The sequence below is a fragment of the Methanobrevibacter sp. genome, from assembly GCF_045539575.1.
Classification (GTDB): Archaea; Methanobacteriota; Methanobacteria; order Methanobacteriales; family Methanobacteriaceae; genus Methanocatella.
In genome coordinates this window covers 1-13,268 of sequence record NZ_JAZQFM010000070.1, presented here as the reverse complement: position 1 = coordinate 13,268, position 13,268 = coordinate 1, and the positions used below count along the sequence as shown (strand labels likewise).

The following is a 13,268-nucleotide window of genomic DNA, read 5'->3' as shown; positions in this document are numbered from 1 at the left end:
TTCTCAGCTCACATATTCATACATTAATTCAGTTACTGATATATAATGCCAATTTTGTAAGAGCATTTGAAGAGTATTTACAAAAGGAAATTTTGCTTTCATTAAAGCAGCATATCCAAATATCTAGAAGGTAAATCTTTTAAATCAGGATTTTCCATGAGTTTTTCTAATTTTTCCTGTCTTTTTATTGCAATTTCTTCTGAAGATGGCTGTATTTTAGGCTCATCATCTATATCAAATGAGAAAACTCCCTTAAGATTGATTTTATTTCCTTCATTCTGCCTTTTTTCAAGTTCACTTTCAAGATAACTGAGCTCTGAATCTGATTTTTGGCATCTTCCTGTGCACTCACCTTCGAAAGTGCAGTCATAGATTACAAAATCAATGTTATTGTTATCGGCAACTTTTTGTCTGACCTGATTAATTAGCATACATTTTTCTCTTCCGTTCATGTTAGCACCTATTTCAAATAGTTTTCAATAAAATTGTTAAATGCAATATTATCTACAAAACCTGCGCTGAATACAATTCCTGCTTTTTCATATCTCCTGTGATAAGTCTGCAGGCTTGATTCATAGGATGCATCAAGTTCTCTGTCATGTCTTTCACGAGCTAATTTTTTACATGCTGATGGAATCATATTGGAGCATCTGTAGGATCTGCCTCTAGTTCTCTGACGGTTTGGCTCGTAATCCTCTGAAATTGAGACGACACGATATATTATTCTTGAACTAGTCAGGAATTTTCTGATATCCAAATATTCAACGTTATTGTTATTGTAATATTCCTCATAAATAAGTGGTAGGGCAATCGTAACGGTTTCAAGTGGCTTTGATGCAAGCCCATTTAGCAAACGGTCTGAGTATTTATCCACAATCTTATCCAATGAATTGATTTCAGATGAGAGTTCATCATAGTAATTTTTGCTTTTGAGACTGTCGACAACTTCAACCAATGAGCATTTGCTTGAAGTCCTGCATAATAAATCCCCCTTGAATTCAATGAGGAAAATGAAGAAGTTATCATTCTCCTTTTTATACCAGATGGCATCTGTTGTCTTTGGAGTAAACCATACTCCCCCTTCCTTGAAAATTGAACAGGAATGACAGATTTCATCAAGTGCATACATCTTAAACTCGTTTTTATCTCCATCATGAGGTAAAATTGAAATGCCTTTGGAGTTTTCGGCAATCTTGTGTGAAGGCCAGTAGAACTGACTGAACGATTTGAGAAATTCAACGAATTTGGCCTCATCAGATGTTAATGTCATGTTCCTACTCCTTAAATAGAATTTTAGCCTTGAGTTTATCCAAAGTATCATACGGTTTTGTTAAATTCTCATAAACCTCTCCCATGTTTTTAGGGCTAATCTTTTTGAAGTTATATTTACCATTTTCCTGTTTTTTGGTCAAATAAAAACTGGTTTTGTCAAGTAAATCATAGTATTGTGCATAAAGTGAAATAGCCTCAATGAAAATCGGACTGTATGAGTTTAGGTATAATGTAATGTCCAGTTCCTTTGTTAACATGACTAAGATTTCTGCAAACTTGATTTGCCACTCTGGATGCAGGTTACTTTCAGGCTCATCAATGATTAAAAATGAGTTTCTGCCAAGTGAACCGTTCTCCAGTAGAATCTGAATAACACCAATCTGTCTGATTCCGGATGAAGAATAGCAGTCATTCTTTATGATGTTTTTAATTTTAGAAACCAACGCAGATGAAAGATTCTTATTTTCAATCTCCAGACATTCCTTGACGTGTTTTATATGGTCAAGATTTAGGATATATGAGTCCTTTAAATCAAGAATCGAAATGTTTTCCAGATAGAATATATCTGAAAAGTTTTCATTAGAAATAAATTCAACATTGTCCTGGTTTATGTTGGATAAACCCTCATTTTCAAGTAAATCCTGAGATTTCAAATAACAATACAATAGTTTGGATGCTGTTGTCTTGCCGCTTGAATTTACTCCACCTACAACATTGATTCTGTTGATGTCAATGTCTGCATTGTTTATTACACCAATATCACTAATTTTCAGTTTCATATAACTCACCTGCGAACTCTTTCGGTTTGCAGAAGTATCTGTATGAACATCTCATACAGTTTTCCTCTTTTTCAGGTTTTTTATCAAAAACACCCTTATCAATTTCACCAGCAACTTCACTTAAGTGTTTAAGTTCATCATTCAGCACATTTTCATCAATATAGACTTCATGCTGATAGTCACCTAAAACAAAGTGTGTAATTGCCTTTTGAATTTTATAGTCTTTATAGTCAGACAATTGCCCGAGTGCATATGCATAAATGTATAGCTGTTTAGTGTATCCGTCAATATGGTCCTCATCATATTCTGCGTATTTGTAATCAAGAATTACTACCTCATCATCGGATACCTTATAAACCAGATCAATTGAACCATTTAAAAGATAGTCATCTTTAAGAATCTCAAAGTCAAGTTCTGCATCCATGACTTGCCTATTAATGGAATATTTATCAAAGTATTCAAAAACATTGGCTTTGAACACCTCATACTCATCAGGGCTGTCTTCAATGTCAAACATCTTCTTATATGTGTCATGAGTAATTTCTGATAATTTCTCCGTGTTTACACTTTCACCATTTTTTAACATTAGATTAACGGTTTCCATGATTTCATGGAATACGGTTCCACGGTTTGCCGCTTTAGCACCGCTACGCCTGAATCCCAAATTGAACCCCAAATCATATTTGAAAGGACATGAAATGTATTGTGTGTATTTGGAATAGTTCAGTACAACCGGTCCGTCATCACTTTCAGCGTAGTGTTCACAGATTTTTACTTTACTTAAATCCTCAATATTAAATGGTGTTGTCCAGTCACGGATTCTTTCAATCTCTTCAGGTACTTTTTTTAGTGTTGACAATATTAAAAGATCAGCTGCCCTTGTCATTGCAACATAAAGAACCCTGTCCTCCTCTTCAATGTTTAGCTGATTTTCCTCTTCAATTGTGATGAATTCATGATTTAAATTGCCGTTTTCATCCTCTTTAAGAATTGTTTTAAATTCCAGGCATTCATTTGGAGTGTAATATGTATCATTAGGGAAGATGAAATCCTTTTCACGTTTCGAATCTTTTGGAATCATTGGAAACTTGTCCTTTTCAAGGGATGTGATAATAGTTACAGGGAATTCAAGACCCTTTGCAGCATGAATTGTCATCAGCTGAACACCTTTGGATTCGCTTTGATGAGAATCATAATTTTCAATTGTGCTGTTTAAAAAGAACATAACTCCTCTGAAATCTGTTTCTGAGATGAAAGATTCATAGTTTGAAATTGTTTGGGTTAATTTGGAAAGGTTAGCAATTTCGGTGTAGTTAAGCTCATAGTCAAATATATTAGATAAAGCAATCAGCTGATAGAAAACATTTAATATTGTTGGAGGTTCCTCCCCTTCAATTTGGGCTTTGATTTCATCAAGTCTTTCAAAAAACATTCTGTCTTTCGGGTTTTCTATTTTATCCAAATCTATTTCAGGCAGCTTGAGGCTGTTGAATATTTCATATAATCTGTCCTGATTTTCCCTTTTCTTGACCCTGTGAACCTTGTCGGGTGAAAATTTGTCTTTGCCGTAGAATTCATTTTCAATTCTTGTTACCTCTTCATAGTAGGAATCCTGCAGTTCACAAAGATATGATTTAGTTGAATCATCAAGTGATATAAATGGCGTGTTGAAGTATAAACCACACAATGCTTTAAGGTTCAATTTATCTAGTTCGTCATTGGACGGAACATAACCTACCTTTGTATTTCTGGATACATACCACAACATTGTAAGGACAGTTTTGACTTCCTCTTTGGATGACAAGTCACTCTGACCTCTAATGGAATAGTCTATATCTGGGTCTGTGTTGAATTTTTCAATCAGATTTGCTATAGTTTTATCAGTGTGCTTTCGGTAAAGCACTGCAACATCAGAATAATCCTCAATAAGATTGTTTTGTTTCAGATACTTAATGATTTCATAAACGTTTTGAGCTTCATCATCGCTATTTTTGTTTTCAAGCAGGAAATTCGGATTATTATATCCTTTTTCATTGCTCACCATATGCTTTTGTGAGGTTTGCTTTCTTTGAGGAGTGATGAATGCCTCAGTCAGTTCTACAATGTTTTCAGTTGATCTGAAATTTACATCAAGGCTTAAAACATCCGGAGTGTCCAGTCTGATAAGCTCGTCAAAAAAGTCATTGAATGAACTTCTAAAGGCGTAAATGTGCTGGTCGACATCACCAACTGCTGTAAAGTAGGTGCAGTTGGCCCTTAATGTTTCAAAAATCCTGAACTGCAATGGGTCAGTGTCCTGAAATTCATCAACAAAAACTGTGGTGTATTTGGTTATCGGGTCTTTTTCAAGTTCCTCCAAAGCTTTAAGCTGCAGAGTATCATAATCAACATAATTATATTCATCCAACAGTTTTAAATACTTCGGATAAGCCCTTGCAATTTGAAGGTATCTTGCATTATACCATGATTTTGAATATAATCTGCTTTCATCAAAATCATCAGGATTTTTCTTCTTTTCCTTTTTTAATGGATCATCATAATCATCAATACGCTTTTTGGAAAAATAATCCAATGAATTTATAAAATCAATGTATTCTTTGGTGATGACTCTTGAATCAGTGATTTTTTGGATTAATTCATTGGAGTTTACATTAAAACATGTATATTCTCCGAACTTGCTTAAAACACTTGGAAACTGGTAATCCAAAACAGTATATTCATCAGTAAATCCAAGGTCCTTTTTGAATTTCTGAATGAATAAAGTCTTTTTTTCGGAAGTATCATCATCCAAAAGTGTTAATGACATGTTTTTGGATTTTAAGTATTCAAGACAGAATGAATGGATTGTGGAAATCTGCATCTTTAAGACTGTGCTGTTTGAAAGTTCCTTTCTTAATTTATATTTTAAATTATCAGCAGCTTTTGTTGTAAATGTAATTACAAGAAAAGATTCAGGATTAACACCTTGTTTAACAAGTTCCTTAATTCTCTCGACAATAACTGTTGTTTTACCGGACCCTGGTCCAGCTTCAACTAAAAGAGTTCCTTCTCCGTATTCAATAACCTTCTTTTGATTTCCTACGAACTCCATAATCTGCACCAACTTATTTAATCATGACTAATTCTTATTAACATATTGTGTTTAAATAAATATATAATTTTTTAAATTAGGATTTTATGGGGAACAGAAGCTGCAAGGGGAATAACCTCTGGAAAGTGCTTCATCCCTGCTTGAGAATGTGACTAAATTTCCGGATTTGATTTTTTGAGCTTGACCGCATGAAGGATAGTGAAACTTATCTGAATTTACACTGCCAACATAACTGCCCCCAGAATCATAGGAATTTGAATCTTCTTGCGTATCAGAATAATCACTTGAAGACAATGAAGATGATACTGAATCTGAAGAATCATCATAAGTTTCCTCATCTATTAATGTCGTGTAACTTTCACTTTCATCAGTATCCAAATCATCATAATAATAAGTATTATAATCTTCCACATATGATTCATCTTCATGAGGTGCTAAAAAGCCAAATGCACCATTAAAAATAATTAAACCAATTAAGCCAATGGCTATTAATGATATTGCTTTTTTGCCATTTGAAAATTGATTCCATTTGCTTTTTAAATTAAGTGTAGTAAAAAATATTGAATGATAATGTTTGATATTATGGCCACAATTAGGGCAAAAATCAGCATTATTCGGAACTTTATGACCACAATTTTCACAATACATTATAATCTCCTAAAATAAGTTTATTTTATTTAACTAATAAATTTTAATACTACATCAAATTAAAGTGACAGTTGAGAAATATCAATTCTTTTATTATTCTGATAATATTCATTAATTTCATTGGCAGGAAGCATTATGACCTGAATATCTTCTAAACCTATCAGACTGGATATTAACTTTACCTTTATTATCAATTTCATCATAATAAGTTGAGAATAAAAATACATTTTTCAATACAACAAAATAATGATAATCAATGAAACTATTTTAATTTTAATCGTTCTTTTAAATATGCTTGAAGCAATATATCTTCACAAAATACGTAACAACCTTTCATACCACGAGTCATTAATGTACGATAAGTATTCTTAATAATTTCATCTGCAATTTTTAAAGCTTCTTCAGAATTTTGTTTATACAACTTTTTTATTCCGAACAAAGACTTATCAGTTCTTGCACGTTGATTAAAATCAGTCACAATATGTTCACCGTCAAACATCATGTCATTTCCGATAATAACTCCAACATAGTCAAATTCAAGTCCCTGTGAAGTGTGAATGCAACCGACCTCATTTACTGAATCTTCATCAATTGCCCAAGTGTCAGAGTTTCCCAGATTCCAGCTCATTGAAAAGTCATCAATTACAATGTCATGAACATCAGAATCATTCTTTCCTTCCTTGATCCAGTTCCAGCAATATCCAGCAAGCAACCTTGCATTGTTATTGGTGTTTTTCTCAAAAATCAACTCCTTCAATTCAGAAGGTGAGTCAACAACTCTAAAGTCATAATCAAAGTCAAAGCCGTCGAAGTTAGCAGTCTCCTCAATCTCCAGCACATCATTCAGCCATGATAAGTATCCGTCAGATCCATTGCACCTGAATTGTGATTCCAGTTTTATGTGCTCGACTTCAGCATCAAAGTATTCTGCAAATTCATTGATCACTTCAATGCTTCCGTAGTCCTTAAGAGAAATCTTTTGGTGCTTGTCTATGAAAAACACTGAAAACTTAGATGCATTGATGATTTCCTTAACCTGATTTTCACCTAGATTGCCAAACAGTCCTGATTTTTCATTAAGACGATGAGCCTCATCGACAATTATCGCATCAAACTCATTTGATTCAGACTGTGTGAAAGAACCCGAACCCTTAAACAGATTCTTCAGATAGCTCAACGAATGCTTTCCTCCACGTAACTTTTCATAGAACACGTTTCTTGGAGCGGAATTCTTGGTAACATACAATGAGACCATCTCATCTGCCATAATGTCCACAAGCAGATTGATTGCCACAACGGACTTTCCAGTTCCTGGACCTCCTTCAACAATCAAAACACGCTTTTTGTCATCCAGATAGCTTTCACGAGCCATTTTCAAAGCCAATTCATAGGCAATCTTCTGCTCATCAATCATGACAAACTCTTTATTGCCTTCAAGCATACTTGAAAGGGTGTCCTGAAGCTTTTTGGAAGGCCTGATCTTACCGTTATCAATCCGGTATAAAATATCTGAATTGTCACCATATTTGACATATTTCTTGATGAACCCCCTTAATTTTAAAACATCCCTCTTTCCATACAACGGTGCCTCATCATAATATGGTTTATAGATTTCATCCCTGAGGGGGTCATCGTTTTTGAAGTCATAGTTATGCAGATATGCACATGGAAAGAGACCAATTTCCTCATCCTCAACAGTTTCATTGAAGTTCCTGATAAGTGATGCATATGACCATACCTGATATGAGGGATGGGTTGTTTCACGAACTCCTCCACCAAGAAATGTCCTGACAACACCATCCTTTCCATCAACCTTCTCTGCGGAATCCCATTGTTTGAGCTCAATAATGACAACAGAATCGTCCTGAAACTGGTTCAATCCTGTCAAGATAAAGTCTATTCTTTTAGATGTTGTTGGAATTGTAAACTCAATTGCAACACCACAGTCAGCTGGAATCTCTGAATCATTCAGAACCTTATACATGTATTCCATAGAGTTTTCCCATGACCTAATCTGAGATTTGGCGGACTTTCCAATCTTTTCCTTATAGACATCATATATCTCATCTGTAATTGATCCTAACAGAACTGAATCGCAGAACTCCTGCTTTGTTGCTTCATAGACTATCATGTTAAAACTCCGTATACTTCAGTGCATTTCCCCTTGACTTTTCAACAGGATACTTCTTTGCATTCTTTTTCATCTTATCTGAAATTATTTCCTTAATGTCCAAATCCAATGCATCTGCCATATACATACAATAAATTAGAACATCAGCAATCTCTTCACCAACCTCTGTGACATTATATTCTTTTTCCCACTGAAAATGCTCCAGAAGTTCAGCTGCCTCAATAGAAATTGATTTTGCAAGATTTTCAGGAGTGTGGAATTTTTTCCAGTCACGTTCCTTTTGAAATTTAATGAGTTCATTCATTATCTCATGCATAAGCAAAACCTTCTAAGTTGATTACAGTATTATATCTTATTAACAATATTTACCTATTTCTAAAATAAGATATTAAGTTATTTTAAAACGAAAGTTAATGATTCACTTTCCAATTATAACATAATTTCCCATAAAATATCATCCAACTGCTTTTTAATTTCACCAAATTCACGATTCAAGTCCAGAGTTTTGACTGAAATTTTATTGCCACTCATAACATAGTCACTGTCCGGCTGAATTTCAGAAGTTGTCCTTGCATAAAGTAGCATTCCACTGATTTCATAGTCTTTTCCTTGAAGCTCCAACTCCTTATTTTTAACATAGGTGAAAATCTGATAAAGGTTGGAAGAGTGATGTATATCCTTTTCATAATTTTTGCTTAAATTGCGACCATAATACTTGGCGTCAATAATCAATATTCGATTTTCATATTCTAGAGTAACATCTGTCTGCATTTTCGGAAGCAGAAAGTCAATTCCCTCATCAATCTGCCATGGAATTTGTGGGGCATGAGCCCTGATTTCAGGATGTTCCTTTTTATAATAATTCAAAATGAATTTCTCATAAAGCCTTGACATTCTCTGGTCATCCAGAAATTCCATCATCTTTGCATTACCCGATTTTTGAGTCTGCAATAACCCATTCACAACCAGATAACAAACTCCAATCAAGAGCCGGTATGTCTGATTGTTTCTGTCAAACCGTATTTTCCAGTTTACGGATTTCAAGTCAATGAGATCAACATCATCAAAATACATCAGAAGATTTTTAAGTTTCTTTCGCCTTGAATGTGAAACATCACTTTTTACAAGCAGATTCATTGTTGATTTGATAATCTGGTTCAAGTAACAATTGACTGAGAACTCATCATATGTACAGTTGAGCTGTCTTTTGATGAAGCTTTGCTCATTGATTGATTCAGTGATATTGATTTTCCCCCTGATTGATGAAGTGGTCTCCGTAACGTCAATGTAATCCCTTACAAGTCCCTGCTTGATTTGGGATGAAACGCCGATAATCAGTATTTCGGAAAATAGCTCGGCCGTGTTTTCAAACTCTTCCATTTCAATTTTATTATATGCGTTGGAATTCAGGCTCTGAAATGCATATGAAAGCATATAATAGATGTTTTTAACTTTAATCATCAAAGACACTTCTCAACCTGTCGGACCAGTAATCAATTTTTTCCTGCTCATCAAACCAGTATTCCTTTAAAAGAGGAATCAATTCATATTCTATAATATAACTTAATTTCTCATGGATATTTTCATCTTTGATATTGCATAAATATGAATGACCTATTCTGAAGCCTTCACCTAAAGACTCATCCCCTTTAATGTCATTATTGAGTTCTTTCATGACTTCGATTAATTTATCAAATTTGTTGTCTGAAAGGTTTTCCTGATATTTCCTAAATCCATTGGAATCAAATCCAGGTTTTAAATCAAAGAATGCGAATCTGCGCCTTAATGCATAGTCAAGCATTGCTAGTGATCTGTCAGCAGTATTCATCAGACCGATAATGTAAACATTTTTTGGAATGAAAAACAGCTCATCAGAGTATAAAAGTTGTATCTTATTTTTTTCACCGCGCTTGTCATTTTCAATCAGCATAAATAGCTCACCAAAGATTTTTGAAAGGTTTCCTCTATTGATTTCATCAATTATGAAGAAATAATCATTTTCAGTATCTTCTTCAGCTTTTTTGCAGAAGTTGTAAAATGACCCATTTTTCAAATCAAAACCATCATTTGATGGTCTGTAACCCATTACAAAATCCTCATATGAATAGCTCTGGTGGAATTGTACCATCATTACTCTATCAACATCTTTTGAACCCATAATTGAATAAGCCAGTCTTTTTGCCATAAAAGTCTTTCCAACACCTGGAGCTCCTTGAACTATAATATTCTTCTTGTTTTTAAGAAGTTCACAAAGAGTTTCATAATCCGCCTTGTCAATATAAACCTCATCCAAGAATTTTCCAGAATCATATACGGGATATTCAATTTCTTCAATTTCAGGTTCATCATCACCACTGACAAATAAATCCTTTATATTATTGACAAATTCCGTATAAATAGTAATGTCAGTTAATGTTTTCATTGGCAATTTCTCAGGTGCCTGCCAATGTCCCTTATGAGTCCATCTGACTTTCCTGATTTTATGATAAGGTTTGCTTGTGTCATACATGTAATCTGATTCAACAATACCACGGCCAATTATTTCACTCATACCACTTTTGGCAAATACAACATCTCCAACCTGAATATCATAAACAAATTGCCAGCAGGCATGAACATTATTTTTGTGGCTGGATCGGTCATTATGTATTTCCTGGAACTTATGTTTCAGTTCCTCTTTGGAGTTATATTGACTTAAATCTCCAGTTCCATCAAAACCTATACCCATTTCACCATTTTCATAAAAGTCATCCCAGAATGAAGCACCAGCACCAGGTGAAATTAACCAGTATTTAACTGTTTTAACATTACCATCACCTATTCCATCACCTTCTTCATTAGGATTTTCATGACTTAAGACATAAGCTTTATGTGAAAATTCTGAGAAATTATCGAATTTAGAATCTTTGAGGCAATTTTTTACTTCTTCACAAATTTGCAGATAGATTTTACCTTCAGGCGGTGTTTTTAAAGATTTAATTTGCTCTCTAAATTCATTTGAAAACATTTCATTTGAAGATAATAAATTACGATTATTCTGATCCAAATTTATAAATGTAAACGGCATAATCCAATTTAAACCCATAGTGATGTTCCATCTAATACCATCCTGATTGATAACATTATTAAACACTTCAATAAAATCATTTTGATTGATATCTGAATAGTTAATTGCTAATTCATAGAGTTTCCATAAATTATCTATATCATCATCCCCTCGGCCACCTGTAAACTTATAAAATGTCGCTTTAAGATTGTTTACTGTTGCCAGCCCATGGAATGAATTTGGAACATCACTTTTAAGTGAAAATTCTTCTTTGATTTGAGAAATTATATTAACCCTATTTTCATATGAAATCTGTTTGTTGAATAGGGCAAAAACAGTGAATGGATCAATGTCATATGGAACAATATTATTGCCATCACTATCATTTTCTAATGTTGGCAAATTCATGTTAATATTATCAAATACCTTTTGGATTTTACTAATCAACTCTTTTCTATTGTCCTTGTATTCAAGCAGTTTATCTGCAAATTCCCTATAAAAATCTATCCATTCAATCTTATTATTGTTCAAACAGTATAAGATTGCATTTTTAGCACTATCATTAAAATTAAAAATAGTCATGACTGATTTTAAAGGTTTCAAAGCAGTTTCATTTAAATCATCACGATTGACATCACCAATCCATTCAACATCACGAAAATGATGATAAAACCCTTCAGACTGATTATACTTTTCAGCCAATTTTTCAGACATATAGTAATCCGAAATAATTTTACCAATTAAATATTTACGTGTTTGAGGATTGTAAGAAATTACATAATCACCTATTTGGAAATCACATGCAAATTTAATAACCTGTGCAGAATTAAGACCCAAACTTGTTTTTGTAGCATCAGGATATCTTTTTACCATCAACTGTTTAATTTCATCTGGAGTTTTTCCGGATAAATCTCCTATTTCCCATCCAATTGCTATAATATTCAATTCTTTAAAATCATTAATTAAAAATGCATTTTCACCTGCACGGACCATCCACATATTTGCCATATTTATCCACTCTTCATTATTTCTTTACCTTCAAATAAACCCTAACAGTTTCCAATAACTTTTCCTTATAATTATAAACTTCATAAACATTATCTATTTTAATCTGCTCATCTATTCTAGATCCATTTTTATCCTTCTGTATGGAATCGAAAAACCCTACAACCATATTGTCCAAATCATTGAAGTACAATCTGCATATCGGATAGCGATTATTGTCATCCAAAAGTATTCCACAATAGCTTATCCTATCTCTTATTGTCACTCTTGAAGTATCAACTATTTCACTTAAAATTGCCCGAACAATGTAAAATCCTTCCCTTTCCTCCTCAGTGGTTATGATATCAGAAGGGTCAATATCATAGTTATTCTCAAATACATCTCTCAATTCTTCCTTTACCAATTTTTGGAAGTACTCAAGACGTGGTTTTCTGATTATGCCAGAATATGATTGTTTTGCAATGACTTTTACCATTTCATCTGTCGGATCTTTAATTTCATTGAGAATTGTTTCATGAATTGACTGCCTGTACTTCAACTCCTCAACATGTTCCAGTATCCTTTCAATGGAAAAATTAGATTTTGTAAATAAATTCAGGGATTCAATTTTGGATTCAGTCAGGTTTCTCAAGTCAATTTCCAAAAACGGTTTTTCGTCCATTCTTCCGGGATTGTCAAAATCCGTGAAAAACCAGTATATTGTTCCATTTGTCAAAACTGCAATCTTTACATCACTGACAGAAAAGTATCTGAAAAGCTGGGTGAAATGATTGGTGTTTAATCTTACATTTGCCGGCTTGCACTCGACAAGCATCTTTGCTTCACCGTCAATGCAGACAGCAAGGTCTATCTTTTCCCTTTTCTTGACTCCAACATCTGCCACGTATTCTACCTTCAATTCATCCGGATTTTCAACGTCATAACCTAAAAGTCGTATAAAAGGCAGTATTAAAGCAATCTTGGTTGTTTCTTCAGTTGTGATTCCCCTTCTTTTTGAGGCTAAAGTTTTAGTGAAATCCACTAATTCATCTTCAAATGTCATTATAAATAATTTTATAACACAATTAATATAAAATTTGCTTAATAATTTATTATAATTTAGAATAATGCGAATGAAAAAATTATTTTAAAAATTAATATTTCATTTAACATATTTGAATCTCTAGAAAATTTTTCAATCTAAAATATTAACTCTAGACTAATATAACGTCCTATAAAATTTCTTAAATTTTAACATAATTCCCCTTATTCTATAGGATAAAAATCTATTTTGATTAAAAGAACATAAATTTAAAA

Annotated in this window: 11 protein-coding genes; all 11 read right to left on the bottom strand. The window is 33.3% G+C overall.

The window, feature by feature from the left end:
• Positions 1 to 101 precede the first annotated feature (101 nt).
• Positions 102 to 452 (bottom strand): hypothetical protein, encoded by a 351-nt coding sequence (locus ACKI30_RS08790; protein WP_407411695.1) that lies wholly within the window; start codon positions 450 to 452, stop codon positions 102 to 104.
• An 8-nt stretch (positions 453 to 460) separates the two neighbouring features.
• Complete coding sequence (locus tag ACKI30_RS08785) at positions 461 to 1,270, bottom strand: hypothetical protein (protein ID WP_407411693.1); 810 nt, start codon at positions 1,268 to 1,270, stop codon at positions 461 to 463.
• Positions 1,271 to 1,274: 4 nt separating this feature from the next.
• Positions 1,275 to 2,051, bottom strand: a complete 777-nt coding sequence (locus ACKI30_RS08780) for an AAA family ATPase (protein ID WP_407411691.1) — start codon at positions 2,049 to 2,051, stop codon at positions 1,275 to 1,277.
• Positions 2,035 to 5,142, bottom strand: coding sequence for an ATP-dependent DNA helicase (locus ACKI30_RS08775; RefSeq protein WP_407411689.1), 3,108 nt, complete (start codon positions 5,140 to 5,142; stop codon positions 2,035 to 2,037). The genes ACKI30_RS08780 and ACKI30_RS08775 overlap by 17 nt, the downstream gene beginning before the upstream one ends.
• Before the next feature lie 84 nt (positions 5,143 to 5,226).
• On the bottom strand, positions 5,227 to 5,790 hold the full coding sequence (locus ACKI30_RS08770) for a zinc-ribbon domain-containing protein (RefSeq protein ID WP_407411687.1): 564 nt from the start codon (positions 5,788 to 5,790) through the stop codon (positions 5,227 to 5,229).
• 59 nt (positions 5,791 to 5,849) lie between these two features.
• The gene (locus ACKI30_RS08765) at positions 5,850 to 5,984 is read right to left on the bottom strand and encodes a hypothetical protein (protein ID WP_407411685.1); all 135 of its coding nucleotides are present in this window, start codon (positions 5,982 to 5,984) and stop codon (positions 5,850 to 5,852) included.
• Positions 5,985 to 6,052: 68 nt separating this feature from the next.
• Positions 6,053 to 7,921 carry a DNA/RNA helicase domain-containing protein gene (locus tag ACKI30_RS08760; protein WP_407411683.1) on the bottom strand — a complete coding sequence of 623 codons (1,869 nt, stop codon included), beginning with the start codon at positions 7,919 to 7,921 and terminating at the stop codon, positions 6,053 to 6,055.
• 1 nt (position 7,922) lies between these two features.
• Entirely contained in the window at positions 7,923 to 8,237 is a 315-nt protein-coding gene (locus ACKI30_RS08755; RefSeq protein ID WP_407411681.1) for a nucleotide pyrophosphohydrolase, read from the bottom strand.
• Positions 8,238 to 8,350: 113 nt separating this feature from the next.
• A complete protein-coding gene (gene mcrC, locus ACKI30_RS08750; protein ID WP_407411679.1) occupies positions 8,351 to 9,382 on the bottom strand; it encodes a 5-methylcytosine-specific restriction endonuclease system specificity protein McrC in 1,032 nt (343 codons plus the stop codon).
• Positions 9,375 to 11,975 carry an AAA family ATPase gene (locus ACKI30_RS08745; protein WP_407411677.1) on the bottom strand — a complete coding sequence of 867 codons (2,601 nt, stop codon included), beginning with the start codon at positions 11,973 to 11,975 and terminating at the stop codon, positions 9,375 to 9,377. The genes mcrC and ACKI30_RS08745 overlap by 8 nt, the downstream gene beginning before the upstream one ends.
• 16 nt (positions 11,976 to 11,991) lie before the next feature.
• Positions 11,992 to 13,014: a type I restriction endonuclease gene (locus ACKI30_RS08740; RefSeq protein ID WP_407411675.1), complete on the bottom strand. Its 1,023-nt coding sequence runs from the start codon at positions 13,012 to 13,014 to the stop codon at positions 11,992 to 11,994.
• Between the last annotated feature and the right edge of the window lie 254 nt (positions 13,015 to 13,268).